Genomic DNA, 17323 nt, shown 5'->3' on the forward strand with positions numbered 1-17323 from the left:
ATTCGCATGATTGGTGTGTTGAAAGCAAACCGCAATTGTCACCTCTTTGGTAACAGCACTTAAAAATTGGGCATGGATTGTGGGAGGCGAGAAAAGTCCCGGCAAAACGCATAATTCGCCGGGACCTTATTGTTTAGATTTCTTCGTCAGGACGTCCAATACAGGTGTAAGAGAAGCCGTGTTTTGCAACTTCGTCTTTGCCGTAGATGTTTCTGAGATCCACGAGCACTGGAGTCGCCATCTCATTTTTAAGGCGGCTGAAGTCGAGAACGCGGAACGCATCCCACTCGGTCACAATAACCAGAGCATGTGCACCCTTTGCAATCTCGTAGGCATTACTTCCGAATGTAACATCCTCTAAAAGCTCTACAGCTGAATCCATACCTTCAGGATCATAGGCGTGAATGTCAGCACCTTTGTCTTGAAGCGCCTGAATAATGGAAAGGGCAGGGCTGTCGCGCATATCGTCTGTGTTTGGCTTAAAGGTCAGGCCAAGCACTGCGATTTTCTTGCCGCGAACATCCCCACCAATAGCCGCTGCTACTTTCTTGGACATAGAACGTTTGCGCTGATCGTTGATTGAACATGTGGTCTCAATTAGGCGAACAGGGCTGGAGTGGTCCTGCGCAGTCTTAACAAGCGCAAGTGTATCTTTCGGGAAGCAGGAACCGCCATAACCGGGACCAGCATTCAGGAACTTGCCACCAATGCGGTTATCAAGACCGATGCCTCGGGCAACATCCTGAACGTCTGCTCCAACTGCTTCACTTAGATCAGCAAGTTCGTTGATGAACGTGATCTTCATGGCAAGGAAGGCATTGCCGGCATACTTGATCAGCTCAGAGGTGCGACGGCTCGTGAACAGGATTGGAGAATGGTTGAGATACAAAGGACGGTAGACTTCAGTCATGACCGACTTCGCGCGCTCATGAGAAAGGCCGACAACAATACGGTCAGGACGTTTGAAGTCATTAATCGCGGCACCTTCGCGCAGGAACTCTGGGTTCGAAACAACTTCAAAATCCGCATTTGGATTTGCTTCGCGAATAATGCGCTCGACTTCATCTCCCGTACCAACCGGAACAGTCGATTTTGTGACAACGACTGTAAAGCCATTAAGGGATGTTGCGATCTCTTCAGCCGCTGCATACACATAGCTAAGGTCGGCGTGCCCGTCTCCGCGGCGAGAAGGGGTGCCGACTGCGATGAAGATGACGTCGGCTTTACGAACCGCGTCAGGTAGCTCAGTTGTAAAGCTCAAACGGCCAGCTTTCACATTGCTGGCAACCAACTCTTCCAGGCCCGGCTCGTAAATTGGGATCTGTCCGTTCTTCAGCTTTTCAATCTTGTCTTCCGCTTTATCAACGCAGATGACTTTATGACCAAAATCAGCAAAACACGTGCCTGAAACCAACCCGACGTAGCCGCTACCTATTACTGTAATTAACATTGTGTCTCCTGCACGAGCCGATCATTTCTGGATGTGCAAATAGGTTTGTTTAAGTTGAAACGCAATAGTACATAACCTGAGATGAAACACATCCCACAGTTAGGTATATCCCCCTGATAACGTGGTATCCTTGCCTGAAGAAAGACACGTATTGTGGTAAAATTGTAGTCGAATTGTGACGAGTATTAGAGAGTATAGCTCTGTTATTTATCTAAAGTTCTAGGAGAATACATTTCTTTTCTAAGTAGGAAAATGCTGCCTACTAAGAATTGGATGGTTAATGTGCTGATTTAGATAAAATTACATGAGATATACAATTGTAAGAATAAGTAGAAGTACGCCCGTTTTTCTCCGGCTGTAATGCTTCTTTTTGATTCTACTCCTTGCGCCAATAGTAGCTAACTTAAAATTGCTAATAGTTTATCCCAAGGATTTTTCCCGTATGACGCGAACTCAAATATGGAGAGGATGTGGCAAAAATATGCCTTTGAATTTTTGAACTACAAAAAATAAGGGTATGAAAAATAAAGATTGAAATTCGAAAGATTTCGAAAAATGGCAGAAACTAGCACCTATATTATTTATTAGAATAAAAATGTAAGTAAAATTTATTCTTATTTTCTATTATAATTACTATAGTTTCTGGTGAGGTTTTACTTGGTGTCGAAGGTAAAAATTCTTCAAGAGAAATTGACAGAACGTGTTTCACTGATTTACCAGCGATATATTCATTTGGGAATGAATGGGTTGGGGTTATGTATTTAATTGTTGATGAACAACAGCTTGTAACCGATGGGTATGCATCTGGATTTGAGCGAGAAGGTATTTCGACAAGTGGCTTTAGTCCGGACGACTTTCGGGATTGGTTAAATACTGCACCTGATACTGAGTTCGAGGCCGTCGAAGCTATTTTGATTGGCGAGATAGGGGAGCATGAAAAGTTCCCGCAAATTATCCGCCGTAGATGTTCTCAAAAACCGGTATTGGTTCTGAATAGCAGTCCGGTTTTAGAGCAGACACTGAAGTTGTTTGCTGCTGGTGTAGATGACGTTGTCCGCAAGCCGGTGCATCCGCAAGAGATACTTGCGCGTGTTAACGCAATCAAACGCCGGACAACGAACCAAAGCATCAATGTCGAGCTGGGTGACCTTACGGTATACTTTGATGGACGGGATCCTGAAATCAAAGGGAACACACTGGCATTACCACGCCGAGAACGTCGTATCCTTGAGTATCTTGCTCAGAACAACGGGCGTCGCTTGACGAAAACTCAGATTTATAACTTTGTCTATGGCATCTTTGAAAGTGAAGTAGACGAAAATGTAATCGAAAGTCACATCAGTAAGCTAAGAAAGAAACTACGTACACAGATGGGGTATGATCCCATCGATTCAAAGCGTTATCTTGGCTATATAATTAATTCTCTATAACAACAAAAAAGGCTGCTCGAGCAGCCTTTTTTGTTGTTTAGGTCTCGTATCTTTCGTGTTTTACAGAAGCTGAGCCAGCTCAGTAAATGCGTCCTGGCTTGAGGGTGCATCCAAGCCCTGTACAAGCGCATTGTAGACCTTTGGGGCAACCTCAATGGCTTGGTCGAGTAAGGGATCCACTCCCTCTTTATATCCGCCCATCATGCGTAGATCTTTGGTATCTTCAAACTTCGCAATCATTGCCTTCAATTTCAGGATGAGCTCACGTTCCTGAGGGGACCAGCAGCTCTGTGCAAGTCGCGAGATGGAGCCGAGGACGTTGACGGCAGGATATCGGCCTTCCTCAGCAATATGCCTATCCAGAACGACATGCCCATCCAGTAGGCCTCTGATGTTGTCTGCGACAGGGTCATTATGGTCATCACCATCAACCAGCACGGAAAAGATCGCGGTCATCATGCCGCTTCCTTCAATGCCAGGGCCTGCACGTTCTAGCAGGAGAGGGAGTTCCGAGAATACGCTTGGTGGATAGCCGCGAGAGAGAGCGGGCTCTCCAGCTGCCAATGCAACGTCACGTAGAGCATGTGCGTAGCGAGTGACGCTATCAACGATCAATAATACAGATTGTCCTTGATCTCTGAAGTGTTCGGCAACTGTCATCGCTGTTTTAGGAGCCAGCCGCCGCATCATGGGGCTTTCATCACCTGTAGCGACCACGACCACTGATTTGGAGAGTTGATCACCAAGTGTTTCTTCGACGAACTCACGAACTTCACGGCCACGTTCGCCGATAAGTCCGATAACGACAGTGTCGAAAGAGTTACTTCGTGCGATCATGGAGAGCAGCGTTGATTTACCTACGCCAGAACCGGCAAAAATACCCAGGCGCTGACCATGGCAAATCGGTGTAAAGAGGTCGAGCACCCGTACCCCAGTTATGGCAGCATCTTTAACTCGCGCACGGTGAACTGGCGGAGGCGGGAGGGTATTAAACGAAGCAAGAGATGGTCCTTCAGTCATCGGACCAAGGCCATCGATCGGCTGTCCAAACGCATTGATAATGCGCCCACGCCAGTTGTTGTCCGGATAAAAGCTAAGTTCGCCGCAACGCTTCACTTTGATCCCAAGACCAAGGTCAGATCTGGATGCATAGGGCTTCACAAGTACACTATCAGGCTCAATTCGGATGACTTCTCCAAATTCTTCACCGTTGTTACTCATATAGGAGACTTGGTCCCCTAGGTTAACGCCACCTGAAAGTCCCTTAACTCTAAGATGGTTAGGGGTGACCTCACAGAGGGTCCCACTTATCTCAATATTCCATGAGCTTGATGGAATTTGAGCGGTAAGTTCCTGAATGCGCGCAAGGGCGGTCATAAACAGCCTTTTGAAGTGTTAGCTTTGTGCAATGGTATTGCGATGCCGCTCTTGTAGCTGCTTGAGCAAATCCTCCGGCAGCAAGTTCCGTGCATCCTGCGATAGTTTATCAACTGTTGGAAGTGTTGATGCATCCAAATCAGAAGAAGTTTTTTCCTCGTTCTCCGAGCTACCAGCCAAAGCTTGAATTAGCTTGTTCTCATTTCCCATAGAAATGGCTTCGGCAGAAGCGATATTGCCAAAAAGTGGTGGGATTTCTTTGGACTGGACAGGCAGGATTGGCGTTCCTCTTTGCGATGAGGATACCATATCTGAAGCGGGTGCAGGTACACGTGGACTTGTCTTTATTTTTTTCTCAATGGTGCTGAGAGGCGTTGCCTTGTCTGTGGCCGCGTTCTCCGCGTCTAGCACACCAGAAATCTTCATTTCTACAAGGTTTCCAGCGACGAGGCCCGCCATTCCCAGAGGGCCAGCAATCATCCCATACAGCGAGCTGCCTGCAACGCGAGAGCGAACAGAAGCTTCATCACCAGTAATCTCTCGATAAAGAGTATTTACACCGGGTATGTGCTGCAATGGATTGATGATATCAAGCAACTCACCCAAACTAAATGGCTTGGGTGATGAGGTCTTAGCATTGCTGGAAGTGTTTCCGGCACGAGTATCTTCCGAAGTGCCAGAAATTGCTTGAACCGGATTAACAGCCATCAGCTCTCTCCAAGTTTTCGTATTGTCTGCTGCCGAATACTTTCCACACTCTGCATCATCGAGTTTGTACTTTCAAAAGCACGAGTGATGGTGATGAGCTTGGTGATCTCAGAGATTGGATTAATGTTCGAGCCTTCGACGAAGCCCTGGGCGAATCCATTCTCTGTAAAATCCTGAATTGATTCTGCTAGCGCGTCAGGTATGACAGCAGAATTTCCTGCGCGGCTCAACTTGGCATCCTGAGGGATGGAGAAAAGACCGAGTACGCCAACCTGACGGCCTTCCTGATAGATAGAGCCATCCTTAGCAATCTCTGGAGCTCCGCCGAGTGGGTCCAAGATAATTGGTGCATTTCCGCTATCAAGAATTGGATTGCCTTCGATGCTCCTGAGGATGCCGTCAACACCAATCTGAAAGCGGCCATCTCGAGTATAAGCAACACCATTGCCGGTTTGAATACCTAGCCATCCGTTGCCATCAATCGCAACATCAAGAGAGTTTCCAGTTTGCTTGATCGCACCAGCTTGCGTTGAGATATAGTTCTCTCCAATAGACGCGAAGGAGACAGGGTCTTTGCCAGGGCTCTTAACGAGACTATCGAATTTGACTTCTGTGGACCGATAGCCGGCAGTTTCCATGTTGGCTACATTTCGCGCAACTGTCTCAAGTCGGCGCTCAAGGGCCATCTGCCCGGAGAGGGAGACATAAAGAGAAGGGACAACCATTATTATTAGCCTCCAAATTTAATTGAGTTAACTTGCTCAAGCGTATCTGGATTTATTCCGAAACTTGATGGGGCAAATAACTGGATAGTAGGAGATGTATTCAATCCATTAATTGCATCGTAGAGGTGAATGAACTTCTCCATAAATTTTGCAAGTTTTTCTGGTTCTTTGAAGTCTTCGACTTTTAGTTTTTTGTTTATATAAGCAGCTTGCCTGTCGACATCGGTTCCAACCATTGAATCTGGAATGCCTGCAACCGTTTTTACAACTTCATATAAAGCGCGATCTGCCAGTATGTCGTACGCACTATTAATCTCTGGGGCTTTACGTTCAAAATAGAGAGCTAAGCGAACGCCATTGTTCTCAATGCCTTCGGTTGCTTCTAACGTTTGCTGCACATATTTCTCTGTAATTTCGGTCTGTGCTTTATCAAACGCGGTTGCAGCTTCTCCAAAAGCCGCAAAATCAAAAGTTTCTGCAAATTCTTTGAACCTGGTATCAACTAATTGATTTGAAAAAGAGCTTGGGTCGGAGACGCCTTCCTTGAGTGCTTTTCTCATCATGCCTTTAGCATAAGTCATGTCCTCAAGGCCCATCGCCTTCATGGCGTAATTATAGATCCGGTCATCCTCCAGAAAGTCTTCTATTGACTTGATGTTACGGATGTTCTCTTCGTAATACTCAGTTTCACGCTTGGTCATCGGATCATTGGCTGTGCGTTCTAATGTTTGATCCATGCTCCGTGTCAACATGGTATACCGCAATACTGTGTCGATCATAATAACCCTACCTAAACTCAAATGCTTCAAGAGAATGCTCTTTAGGGCTTGTCTGAAGCTGTACGGGTGTTTGTTAGGATTTTAGCGTCTTTAACACCAGCTTCGGACAAGTAAGTCTCGCTACCACAAAATAAGAAAAGTGCTTGTCCGGTAAGTGTGTGGAGCGCAAATTGAATATTCTAGTTGGCCTCGTGATCGTTATTGGATCCATAATTGGTGGTTATGTTGCAATGGGTGGCTATATGAAGGTGCTATGGCAACCTTTTGAGCTGCTGATTGTTGGGGGAGCTGCCTTCGGTACCTTCGTGGTAGCGAATACGTTTAAGACGATTAAGGATACCGGGCGCGGTATTCATGAAGCTTTGTTGAATGCAAAGCCAAAAAAGCGTGACCATCTGGATACGCTAAGTGTGCTCTACGGTCTTATGAGAACCCTTCGTGCAAAGGGGCGTAATGATGTTGAGCAGATCATTGATAATCCTGATGATTCTGAGTTGTTTCAGCGTTTTCCGCGGGTTCTCGCGAACATATCTCTTACGAGCTTTATCTGCGATTATTTTCGTCTCATTATCATTGGTAATGTTCGTCCTCACGAAATTGAAGCCTTGATGGATGAGGAATTGCATACTCTCGGTCGTGAAGAGATGAAGCCGTATCAGGCGCTTAGTATTGTAGCGGAGACTTTGCCTGCTCTCGGTATTGTGGCTGCTGTGCTTGGTATCGTGAAAGCGATGGGGGCCATTGATCAGGAGCCGGAGATTCTTGGTAGTCTGATTGGTGCTGCGCTCGTCGGTACATTCCTCGGTATCTTTTTATCCTACGGTATTGTCGGTCCGATTGCGGTCAAGATTAAGTCCATCCGTGAACAGCGTTATCGCCTCTATATTGAGGTGAAGCAGACATTGCTCGCGTTCATGAATGGTGCAGCGCCTCAGATCGCATTGGAGCACGGCCGTAAAACCATCGGTGCAGATGATCGTCCTACAATTGATGAGGTTGAGGCGGAAACTATGAATGCTGGTCCGGTGGTGTCTGTAGCTGGAGGTGAAGCCTGATGGAGCCTCAAGAGCTGGAAATGAATGATGAGGTGATCAGCGCTCAGAACGCGAAGGTGGATTTGCCTTCTCGTTTGTTGGATGCGGCTGGTCTGGGTGTTGATCGTCTTCCGATGCTTCATGTGGTCTTTGATCGCATGGCGCGCCAGTACATCGATACACTTCGGCAGATGGCGGCAACTGCACCTTATTTGGCGGTTCAATCGGTTTCTAATGAGCGTATCGGTGATGCTCTTGAGCAATATGAGGATCGTGCAGTTGTTGCTGTCCTTCATGCGCAAGAGTGGGATGCACGCATTTTGCTCGGGTTTGATCGAACCTTCATCTTCTCTATGGTTGAAGTTCTGCTCGGCGGGGATGGTGAAGAAGAGGCGTTTCTTGAAGATCGTGCTTTGACCAATGTCGAGCAGCGGCTTGCCTATAGAATGTTCCAGGAAGCGGCTACGGCACTCGAAACGGCGTTCGAGGCGATTGCTGATACTTCGTTGAAAGTAGAGCGTCTCGAAAACCGTATGGAATTTGCGCAAACGGGCCGGAAGAGTAATCCGTGTGTGCTTGCTAAAATGACTGCTGAAATCATCGGCCGTGAAGGTGAGATCTTCATCATTATTCCTCAGTCGGTTCTGAACCCGCTGCGTGAAAACTTGACGCAGGTGTTGTCTGGTGAGGTTGCTGGTCGCGATACGCGTTGGACTAAACAGTTCCAACAGGAAGTTCAGCGTACTGAAGTAAAGCTTACTGCAATTCTTGAAGAGCAGCGCATGACCCTAGAAGAGATTGCGCAATTCGAGGTTGGTCTTGTTCTTGAATTGAATGCTACTCCAAAAACTGCCGTTCAGCTCGAATGTAACAGCCAGCCATTGTTTAACTGTCGCCTGGGTCAGGTTGCAGGGTCTTACACAGTACGCGTTGAAGAGTTGATCGAGCAGGAAGGGGAACTTCTCGATGATATCTTATCTAATTGACGGATTTTTACTCTTTGCTCTTTTGGTTACGACATGGCGCGTTGTGATCATGTACCGGCAGCTAAAGCGGCTCTCCGGCTATCATGAAGAGTATCAAAGGATTTTTGACCAGACCTCGGAAGCGATGGACAACATTGGTTTGTCTTTGCAGGAAATCCGGGTTCGCGGTGAGGAGATCCTAAGTAATCTTGGTCAGCGGATTGATGAGGCTCGCGAGGCTACCGTTGATATCTCTGGTGTGATCCTGCAGGCGCAAACAGAAATGAAAGCGCTTCAGGAACATATCGAGTGGTTGAGCAAGAAAAGTGATGAAGTTGGCATCAGTATGAATGATGCACCGCCAAGGCCAGGTGGAGATCGCGGACGACGTTCCATTCGCACTGCAAAGCCTGCTGCAACAAAGGCAAAGCAAAAGCCCGTTACGAGTGCAGCGTCCAATACTGCCGCGTTGTTGCTGGCCGGTGGAATGGGCAAGCCTGCGCCGGCAAGCAACCAAGAAAATACCGCAGTATCTGCAATAGATAACCAGAATGTCAGAGTCAGAAAAGTTTCTTTCGGCCAGAGCGCCACATTCAGATCTGTAAATGTAAAGGACGACGAAAGTCCTGAGAAGGAGAATGATCCGCAATGAGCAGCTCAAATGAAATGAGTGATGAAGCCCTCGCGTTGCAATGGGAAGCTGCTGCTTCTGAAGCCGAGATGGATATGGATATGGGTGCGCCTTCTGCAGCAGCCCAGCCAGCTGCTTCCGCGCCTGAAAAGGGTATGAGCGACGAGAACGTCGACCGTAATCTGGATGCAGTTCTAGGTATTCCGGTTGATATGCAGGTTGTTCTTGGATCTGCGACCATGCCTGTGGCCAGTTTGCTTAAGCTTGGTCGTGGCGCGGTTATACCTCTGGATCACCGCGTTGGTGAGCCTGTCGACATCGTCGTAAATGGCCGCACTGTAGCGCGTGGCGAAATCGTGGTTGTTGAAGATGATAACTCGCGGTTTGGAGTGTCTCTGACTGAAATTGTAGGCGCAAAAGGCAGCTACAACTAGCCGCACAAGAGCTGTGCTTGATTTTATATGTGTATCCGAGGCGCGTAGAGAATGAACAGTGTTGTTCCAGCTGAAATGGGAAGCGTCATTTCCAGAAAAAATGGCCATCAGAAAGCAGCAGCTTTGCTGTTGGCTATGGGGAGTGACAAGGCAACCCGTGTTCTGAAGCATTTCGACAATGATGAAATGCGGATGATCATCCGGGCAGCTGCAGATCTGGGCACAGTTCCTGCAAGTGAACTCGATGAGCTGATTGAAGAGTTCATCGAGCTTTTCTCAGGTGGTGTAAACCTGTTCGGTACAGCCGAAGGGGCCGAGAGTCTTCTGAAAGGTATTCTTCCGGAAGATCAGGTCGCCGAAATTATGTCGGACGTGATGGGCTATTCCAAGCGTTCGATCTGGGACAAGGTTTCACAAATCTCGGAGCATGTTCTTTCTACATATTTACAGAAAGAACATCCGCAAACTGCAGCAGTGATCTTGTCAAAGATCTCCGCAAGTGGTGCTGCGCGTGTGATTTCCCAGATACCGCGTAGAAAACGTAATCAGATCGTCCGTCGTATGTTGACGCTCAAGCCTATCGTCGAGGACGTTATGGAGGAAGTGCAGAAGACACTGCACGAAGACTTCATGGTGAACTTTGCAAGAACAGTGGGTACAGATTCCCACGTTCGTATGGCAGATATTCTCAACAAAATGGAACGTGATGATCTTGAAGATACGCTGGGGAATCTGCGCGAAGCTCTGCCAAAATCTGCAGAACAGCTCGATGCCTTGCTCTTCACCTTCGATGATATCCAGAACCTAGATCTGCGCACCAGAACGGCAATCTTTGATGATGTTACCAGTGAAGTTATCACTGCAGCTCTTAAAGGAACGAATCCGGAGTTCCGTCAGGCAATCCTTGCAAGTATGGCGTCGCGTGCCCGTAGGATCGTTGAGAATGATCTGGCTTCTGGAGAGCCGATGACACAGCGTGAAGTGATGGATGCGCGTCGGGCGATCACTGACCTTGCCCTTGAAAAGGCAAATTCGGGTGAGATCGACCTTGAGATCGGACGTGGCGGGGAAGAAGTCTACGTCTAGAGCTGAGACATGACTTTATTAGTCTGTCAAAACATCTTGAGAAGCGGCAGGTTTCATGTCTGAAGACCAGGATCCCGACAGTAAAACCCAGGAACCCACGGAGAAGAAGGTTCGTGATGCCTTGGAGAAAGGGAATATCCCAGTCTCCAAGGAAGCGTCTGTGCTCGCCTCAATGCTTGCGCTTCTTCTTGTGCTTTCCTTTATCGCTGTCGATAAGGCGCAGGGTCTGGTGTATTTCCTTAAGTGGTTTTTGGATAATCCGGGTGAAATCCAGTTTGTCAGTGCTGCGGAGCCTTTGCAGTTAATGTCTGCTGTGGCTTTCCAGCTTGTCTGGTTCCTTGGTCCGATCGTTTCTATCTTGATTTTCTTTGGCTTGGCTTCCTCTTTTATGCAGAATACGCCACGTTTGGTGTTGGACCGAATTGAGCCGAAGCTCAGCAAGATTTCCTTGAAAAAGGGGCTGGGTAGACTTTTTAGTGTCAATGGCGCTATGGAATTTGTGAAGTCTCTCTTCAAGCTAGTGACTGTGATCGTCGTCGCTGCGCTTGTATTGAAATCGCAGCAAGCGGTTGCGTTGACAGCGATGTACAGCGACCCAAGTCAAGTGCCTCAGCTTATTTTGTCTGTTGCAATGACTTTGCTTTCCGGTATCTGCGTTGCAACCATCTTCCTTGTTGGTTTCGATTTGGTCTTGGCGCGTTTCCAGTGGCGCAAGAATTTGCGCATGTCTCACCAGGAACTAAAGGACGAATTTAAGCAGGCAGAGGGCGATCCGCTTATCAAGGCGCGTTTACGCTCTCTTGCTCGTGATAGGGCTCGCAAGCGCATGATGTCATCTGTTCAGGATGCGACTGTTGTTGTTGCGAACCCCACACACTTTGCTGTTGCGCTGTATTATGAGCGTGAGGGCGAACAAGCGCCGCGTGTTGTTGCAAAAGGGCAGGACCTGATTGCACTGAAAATCAAAGAACTGGCCTATATTCATGATGTTCCAGTTGTAGAAGATCGACAACTCGCGCGTTCACTTTATGCCGCCGTAGAGATAGATCAGAGTATTCCAGAGGAATATTATCGAGCGGTAGCCGAAATTATTTCATATGTTTATTTAAAGCGCTAAAGACTTTGTCGAAGCGCGTTTCTGCCTTAAGAGGGTATTTTGTCTACAAAGACCGTATTGAAGAAAGCCGACTTGCCTGCAAAATCTGAAGATGTTTTGCGCGAGGCATTGATTGCAAACGCTATGAAGCCCATCGCAGCCGAGTTACGGTTATGTGATCTGTCTTCTTTAGCTCGCCATATTCTCTCAAATGAAGCTGCTAATCTCACAGATTTGCTGGAATCTTCGTCGGAGCTTTATTTTAAGCCTGACACACTCACCTATGCTGGGACGTCGTCAATCGATTTGAACTGGAACGGCGATGTAATAGTTTGCTTGCATATGAAGTTTGTAAATGACGGCGTGAGTGTCATGTTTCATTTGTTTTTGCTTGCATTAAACTCGGCCGTTGATGTCAAGTTCATTGCATTTGAGCAGCCTTCTGAAGATCCGCAGGAAAATACAAAAAGGCTGGAAACAGCGCTTGCGGACGCATCTGTTATTTCTTAAGAAATATATTAATTGTATATTTACCTAAAATTTTAAGATAAAAAGATATACTTGACTAACCAAGTATATCTTTTTTTGCTTTTTCCGGAAATATTGATTCCGCCAGCTACGGACAAGATTGCACTGCTATCCACTTTTAGCAGTTTTTGTAGCGGAGTGGATTTTTTGGAGCCCGTATATCTTTTTAGTTTGGTTTCGCGGCAAAATTCTTGGTTGTCAGTGCGACAGTCGACAATTTCCGAAAATATCGCGAACGTTGATACTCCTGGTTTTGCAAGTAAGGATGTCGAGCCTTTTAAGGACATTCTGGATAAAACCAGCATTCAGATGGCTGCTACTCAGTCGGGTCATATCAGTGAAGATGGAACCAATGCCCGTCGTGTGCGGGTGAAGGGTGGCGAGGCGTGGCAAGTTACCGTCTCAGATAACTCCGTTTCCCTAGAGCAAGAGTTGATCAAGTCAGGTGAGGTTGCTCGTCAGCACTCGCTTAATACTCAGCTTGTTGGGTCCTTCTATGGTTTGATGAAGAGCAGCTTAGGAAGATAAATATTATGATTGATCCACTTGTCGCTTCATTAAAAATTTCCTCCTCGGGTTTGAGGGTTCAGTCACAGCGTATGCGCGTTGTTTCGGAAAACCTGGCCAACGTTCAGTCGACTGGCGATACCCCCGGAGCGAATCCTTATCAGCGCAAGACGATTACCTTCAAGAGTGAGGTTGATCGCGCGCTTGGTGCCAATCTCGTTGAGGTTAAGAATATCGGTACGGATAAAGGTGATTACCGTATTGAATTTGATCCGTCGCATCCAGCGGCAGATGAGAATGGCAACGTAAAATATCCAAACGTAAACACTCTGATTGAGTTGGCGGACATGCGAGAAGCCTCGCGTTCTTATGAAGCTGGTCTGCAGATGATGGTCAAATCCAGAGAAATGATTACCCGTACAATCGATTTGTTGAGGAGTAGGTGATGGCGGATCTTTCGGCGTTGAGTTCAGTGTCGCGTGTTTCAACGTTTACCAGTGGGGTAAACGATGTTTCGTCTACTGCTCGTACTCGTCAGTACTTGGTAGGCGGGGCGCAGAATACGCAGGCGGCCCAAGAGGTTCAGGGCAGCTTTGCTGACACTATGGCTGATGTGGTTCGTGAAACTGCAGGCGATTTGAAAACGGCTGAAGCGACATCTGTTGCGGCGGTGCGTGGCGAGGTTTCGGCTCAAAAAGTGGTCGAGGCTGTGATGAAGGCAGAGCTTTCCTTGAGGAGCGCAGTAGCTGTGCGTGACAAGGTTGTTGAGGCCTATCAAGAATTCTCTCGTATGAGTATTTAATTGTTTGAGAAAAGGTTTTTCCTATGAAGGCTCTTGCTATTGCTGCGACGGGTATGTCCGCTCAGCAGAAAAATCTCGAAGTTATTTCAAATAACATCGCGAACATGAATACGACTGCCTTTAAGGCGTCTCGTGCTGAATTCTCCGATCTGCTTTATCAAACTGATCGTGCAGCTGGTGTGTCCAATCGTGGTGGTGCTGCGCCTGTTCCTGAAGGAATTCAGCAAGGCCTTGGAGTGAAAACTGCAGCGGTTCGTAAGTTGCATTCTCAAGGTGCGCTACAGCAAACCAATAACGCATTTGATCTGGCGATCGATGGTCAGGGTTGGTTTGAAATTATCGGCCCTGAAGGTGAGGCGCTCTTTACGCGGTCCGGTGCATTCAATGTGAATGGTGAGGGGGCTCTTGTAACTCTTGATGGTTATGAGGTTCAACCTGGCATCACTGTTCCGCTTGAGGCTGTTAAAGTTACTGTCAATGAAAGTGGTGAAGTGTTTGCTACTTATGCTGACGGAAATCCGGCTACGAGCATTGGTCAGCTGAACCTGACTAACTTTGTGAACGATGCTGGCCTAAAGGCGATTGGTGGCAACCTGTTCCGCGAAACAATAGCTTCTGGTGCACCTAATACAGGTATTGCCGGTGAAGGTGCGCTTGGTGTTATTCGTCAAGGGTATCTTGAAGGCGCTAACGTCGATCCTGTTAAAGAGATCACAAGCTTGATCAGCGCGCAGCGTGGGTACGAGATGAATTCCAAAGTGATTCAGGCAGCAGATGATATGGCTGGAACTGTGTCCAAGGGCATTCGCTAAGGGCGCGGTGATGAGTGCTTCCAAGCGCCTATATAGCCTGGCATTGCTAGCGTGCTGCATGCCGTTGTTTTTGACAGTGGCATCAGCAGCAGGCCGGCGAGAAGTTGTAAAACTTCCAGTGCCGGCCATGATGATTTATCCGGGTGATAAGATCGAAGAAGGTATGCTTCGCGAGCGCGGGTTCTTCAAGAAATCGGTTGCGCAGCTTTCGATTGTAGGTCGAATGCAAGATGTGGTTGGGCTGGAAGCGCGCCGTACCCTTTTTCCAGGAAAGCCAATTCCCAAAAACGCGGTTCAAGATCCTGTTGTAGTGCGACGCGGTTCCTCTGTTCTGTTGGTTTTTAAAGAAGAAGGCTTGGAAATCCGCGCCATTGTTGAGGCGCAGGAATCTGGGGCGATTGGTGCAAATATCAGGGCTAAGAACCCTGATACAGGTTTAAGTGTTTTAGGCAAAGTGCAAGAAAACGGATCTTTGCTGGCTGAAGGGGAATAACACCGTGCGTTCTGTAAGCCGTTCTCTGGGGGCAATTTATCTTGCTTTTCTTGCTTTGTTTTTATCGTTTGACAGTGCGTCTGCACTCGTCCGTATCAAGGATATAGCTGATCTGCGCGGAATGCGTTCTAATCAGCTTGTCGGCTATGGTATTGTGATTGGTCTGAATGGATCTGGCGATACCATGAGGAATTCTCCGTTCACTGAACAGTCTTTGCAATCCATGCTTGAGCGCATGGGGGTGAACGTTCGAGAGTCTAACTTAAGATCAAGGAATGTAGCGGCAGTTGTTGTGACTGCCGAGTTGCCTCCCTTTATTGGAAATGGTGCCCGTATTGATGTTTCTGTCGGATCGCTCGGCGATGCGGCATCGTTACAGGGCGGAACGCTTCTTGTGACGCCATTGATGGGGGCTGATGGTAATGTTTACGCGGTTGCTCAGGGCTCTGTTTCCGTTTCTGGTTTTGCAGCTGCAGGTGATGCTGCCAGTTTAACGCAGGGCGTTCCAACTGCCGGAAGTGTTTCAAATGGCGCGCTAATTGAGAAAACGCTGCCTGATTATTTTTCTTCTCTGCCGCAGCTGGTGCTGGAACTAAAAAATCCAGACTTTAAAACTGCTGTGCGTGTGACGGATGCAATCAATGCGTTTTCGCTGAATCGTTATGGTCTGAAGCTTGCGAGTGAGCTTGATTATAGATCAGTTCAGGTACAACGCCCTGCAGGTATCAGTTCAGTTCGTTTCATTTCTCAGATTGAAGGCCTGATGGTTCAGCCGGATACGCCAGCAAGAGTGGTCGTGGATGAGCGTACTGGAACCGTCGTTATCGGTCAGAATGTGCGGATTTCAACAGTTGCTGTGACGCACGGCAATCTGACGGTTCGCGTCTCTGAACGGCCTGAAGTCTCTCAGCCGTCACCGTTTGCACAGCAGGGTGAAACGGTAGTTGTGCCTCGCACAGATATTGATGTGGTGCAGGAAGATGGTCAGTTGCAGTTGATTGGTGGGACTGATTTGCAAACTCTGGTTAGGGGGCTGAACCGTATTGGTTTGAAGCCGAGCGGCATCATCGCAATCCTTCAGGCGATTAAGCAGGCAGGGGCTCTCCAGGCAACTCTGGTGGTCAAATAAGACCGCACGGCAATTGGATAAGCCACGGGCAAGCTTGTGGCTTCAATGTACCGCTAAACCTATTGGAACTGAGTTGTAATGCCTCTCCTAAAGCTCTCTAAGAAGAAGTTCTTTCCCCTTAAGTGTGCCGGGGTATCTCTCGGTTTGTGCATGACGCTTGTAAGCGCAAGTGCACAGACAAACGAAACCGAGACGGAAGAGCTGACTATAGCAATTGAGCAGGCCAAGAACTACTGCGAAGCGATTGCCGATCAGGCAAAAGATGCTCGGATTGCTTGGCAAATGCGTGCTCTGTTTGATGTTGAGCATCAGATGAAAGCTAAGATTACAGAGCTCGACGCCAAGATTGCTGAGTTGCGCATGTGGGTGAAACGTCGTGATGAAATCCTGCAGAGAGCGGAAGGGCATGTTGTTAATATCTATGCCAACATGCGCCCGGATGCAGCGGCGCTGCAGTTGACGTCTCTGGATGATGAAACAGCCGTTTCAATTCTTCTCCAGATGAAGGCGCGGAAAGCCAGCTCGGTGCTTGCTGAGTTGGCCTCAGAGCGCGCAGCCTATCTTACTGATCTGATGGCAGAACTTACAGCTCGAAAGGCCGCCAAGCAAAGTATGGGAGTTTCACAGTGAAGCGCACTTTGGTATGCATTCTCGCCGCAATTACGCTCACTGGCTGTAATGCAATGAAAAACGTTGGCAAGGAGCCGCATCTGACCCCGTTGGGGCAGGGACTTCAGCCAAATGTTGCAAGCTTGCCGGCAACTCCAGCGAAAAGTGGCGGCCGTTCAAATCGCGCTTATCACGGGCTTTGGGCTGATGGTGAGCAGGATTTCTTCCGCGATCCCCGAGCAAAGCAAATTGGCGATGTTCTTACCGTTGCGATCAAAATCAACGATAAGGCTAAGTTAGACAACTCCAGTGAGAGATCGCGTGATTCCTCACGATCTACTGGATTGAGAGGTGCGTTCTCTTGGGCTGGTGTTGATTCAGGAGAAGCAGACGCAAGCATTTCCGGTACTGGTGAGACAAGCAGTAGAGGTGAGGGCGCGATTGATCGCAGTGAAGAGATCAAACTTTCCATTGCAGCAGTAGTGACCAAAGTGCTTGCCAACGGCAATCTGATCATTTCAGGGCAACAGGAAGTTCGTGTGAACTATGAGGTTCGCGTTCTGTCAGTTGCCGGCATCGTGCGTCCCGAAGACATCACAGGTCGAAATACCATTGAGTATGACAAGATCGCTGAAGCGCGTGTTTCTTACGGTGGCCGTGGCCGCGTGACGGAAATGCAGCAACCAAGCGTTGGTCAGCAAATCATTGATATCATTAGCCCGCTCTAA

21 protein-coding genes are annotated in these 17323 nt (G+C 48.0%); 16 read left to right on the plus strand and 5 right to left on the minus strand.

All coding sequences use genetic code 11. The features are described 5' to 3' along the window. Positions 1-133: 133 nt before the first annotated feature. Complete coding sequence (locus PsAD37_RS12320; protein ID WP_063296398.1) at positions 134-1450, minus strand: UDP-glucose/GDP-mannose dehydrogenase family protein; 1317 nt, start codon at positions 1448-1450, stop codon at positions 134-136. Positions 1451-2205: 755 nt separating this feature from the next. On the opposite strand from PsAD37_RS12320, the gene PsAD37_RS12325 reads away from it, so the two are divergent. Then, positions 2206-2880, plus strand: a complete 675-nt coding sequence (locus tag PsAD37_RS12325; RefSeq protein WP_063296399.1) for a response regulator transcription factor — start codon at positions 2206-2208, stop codon at positions 2878-2880. 60 nt (positions 2881-2940) lie between these two features. Here the strand turns inward: PsAD37_RS12325 and fliI are convergent, their stop codons facing one another. Genes fliI through PsAD37_RS12345 form a run of 4 tightly spaced genes read right to left on the minus strand, consistent with a single transcriptional unit; the run spans position 2941 to position 6469 of the window. After that, complete coding sequence (gene fliI, locus PsAD37_RS12330) at positions 2941-4257, minus strand: flagellar protein export ATPase FliI (RefSeq protein ID WP_063296400.1); 1317 nt, start codon at positions 4255-4257, stop codon at positions 2941-2943. 18 nt (positions 4258-4275) lie between these two features. After that, positions 4276-4965 carry a hypothetical protein gene (locus PsAD37_RS12335; RefSeq protein ID WP_063296401.1) on the minus strand — a complete coding sequence of 230 codons (690 nt, stop codon included), beginning with the start codon at positions 4963-4965 and terminating at the stop codon, positions 4276-4278. Then, positions 4965-5690: a flagellar basal-body rod protein FlgF gene (flgF, locus tag PsAD37_RS12340; protein WP_063296402.1), complete on the minus strand. Its 726-nt coding sequence runs from the start codon at positions 5688-5690 to the stop codon at positions 4965-4967. Before flgF ends, PsAD37_RS12335 begins: the two co-directional genes overlap by 1 nt. A 5-nt stretch (positions 5691-5695) precedes the next feature. Further along, the gene (locus PsAD37_RS12345; RefSeq protein ID WP_063296403.1) at positions 5696-6469 is read right to left on the minus strand and encodes a DUF1217 domain-containing protein; all 774 of its coding nucleotides are present in this window, start codon (positions 6467-6469) and stop codon (positions 5696-5698) included. 170 nt (positions 6470-6639) lie between these two features. On the opposite strand from PsAD37_RS12345, the gene motA reads away from it, so the two are divergent. From motA to flgH, 15 genes are all read left to right on the plus strand, one after another. After that, positions 6640-7524, plus strand: coding sequence for a flagellar motor stator protein MotA (gene motA / locus PsAD37_RS12350; protein WP_063296469.1), 885 nt, complete (start codon positions 6640-6642; stop codon positions 7522-7524). Next, positions 7524-8489, plus strand: a complete 966-nt coding sequence (locus tag PsAD37_RS12355) for a flagellar motor switch protein FliM (protein WP_063296404.1) — start codon at positions 7524-7526, stop codon at positions 8487-8489. Before motA ends, PsAD37_RS12355 begins: the two co-directional genes overlap by 1 nt. Continuing rightward, entirely contained in the window at positions 8470-9120 is a 651-nt protein-coding gene (locus tag PsAD37_RS12360; RefSeq protein WP_063296405.1) for a hypothetical protein, read from the plus strand. Before PsAD37_RS12355 ends, PsAD37_RS12360 begins: the two co-directional genes overlap by 20 nt. 134 nt (positions 9121-9254) lie before the next feature. Next, positions 9255-9533, plus strand: coding sequence for a flagellar motor switch protein FliN (fliN, locus tag PsAD37_RS12365; RefSeq protein ID WP_244272523.1), 279 nt, complete (start codon positions 9255-9257; stop codon positions 9531-9533). A 51-nt stretch (positions 9534-9584) separates the two neighbouring features. Then, positions 9585-10619 carry a flagellar motor switch protein FliG gene (locus tag PsAD37_RS12370; protein ID WP_057466011.1) on the plus strand — a complete coding sequence of 345 codons (1035 nt, stop codon included), beginning with the start codon at positions 9585-9587 and terminating at the stop codon, positions 10617-10619. 55 nt (positions 10620-10674) lie between these two features. Further along, positions 10675-11736 (plus strand): flagellar biosynthesis protein FlhB, encoded by a 1062-nt coding sequence (gene flhB, locus PsAD37_RS12375; protein WP_063296407.1) that lies wholly within the window; start codon positions 10675-10677, stop codon positions 11734-11736. 57 nt (positions 11737-11793) lie between these two features. Then, the gene (locus PsAD37_RS12380; RefSeq protein ID WP_063296408.1) at positions 11794-12225 is read left to right on the plus strand and encodes a hypothetical protein; all 432 of its coding nucleotides are present in this window, start codon (positions 11794-11796) and stop codon (positions 12223-12225) included. A 51-nt stretch (positions 12226-12276) separates the two neighbouring features. Beyond that, positions 12277-12771 (plus strand): flagellar basal body rod protein FlgB, encoded by a 495-nt coding sequence (flgB, locus tag PsAD37_RS27520; protein ID WP_244272519.1) that lies wholly within the window; start codon positions 12277-12279, stop codon positions 12769-12771. A gap of 8 nt (positions 12772-12779) precedes the next feature. Further along, positions 12780-13196: a flagellar basal body rod protein FlgC gene (gene flgC / locus PsAD37_RS12390; RefSeq protein ID WP_181952095.1), complete on the plus strand. Its 417-nt coding sequence runs from the start codon at positions 12780-12782 to the stop codon at positions 13194-13196. Further along, positions 13196-13552 carry a flagellar hook-basal body complex protein FliE gene (locus PsAD37_RS12395; RefSeq protein ID WP_063296410.1) on the plus strand — a complete coding sequence of 119 codons (357 nt, stop codon included), beginning with the start codon at positions 13196-13198 and terminating at the stop codon, positions 13550-13552. The genes flgC and PsAD37_RS12395 overlap by 1 nt, the downstream gene beginning before the upstream one ends. A 23-nt stretch (positions 13553-13575) precedes the next feature. Beyond that, positions 13576-14364, plus strand: a complete 789-nt coding sequence (gene flgG / locus PsAD37_RS12400; protein ID WP_063296411.1) for a flagellar basal-body rod protein FlgG — start codon at positions 13576-13578, stop codon at positions 14362-14364. A 58-nt stretch (positions 14365-14422) separates the two neighbouring features. After that, positions 14423-14857 carry a flagellar basal body P-ring formation chaperone FlgA gene (gene flgA, locus PsAD37_RS12405; RefSeq protein ID WP_208991848.1) on the plus strand — a complete coding sequence of 145 codons (435 nt, stop codon included), beginning with the start codon at positions 14423-14425 and terminating at the stop codon, positions 14855-14857. 4 nt (positions 14858-14861) lie between these two features. Beyond that, positions 14862-15986: a flagellar basal body P-ring protein FlgI gene (flgI, locus tag PsAD37_RS12410; RefSeq protein ID WP_063296412.1), complete on the plus strand. Its 1125-nt coding sequence runs from the start codon at positions 14862-14864 to the stop codon at positions 15984-15986. 150 nt (positions 15987-16136) lie between these two features. After that, positions 16137-16616: a MotE family protein gene (locus tag PsAD37_RS12415; protein ID WP_208991849.1), complete on the plus strand. Its 480-nt coding sequence runs from the start codon at positions 16137-16139 to the stop codon at positions 16614-16616. After that, positions 16613-17323: a flagellar basal body L-ring protein FlgH gene (flgH, locus tag PsAD37_RS12420; protein WP_063296414.1), complete on the plus strand. Its 711-nt coding sequence runs from the start codon at positions 16613-16615 to the stop codon at positions 17321-17323. Before PsAD37_RS12415 ends, flgH begins: the two co-directional genes overlap by 4 nt.

The organism is Pseudovibrio sp. Ad37 (assembly GCF_001623075.1).
Lineage (GTDB): Bacteria > Pseudomonadota > Alphaproteobacteria > Rhizobiales > Stappiaceae > Pseudovibrio.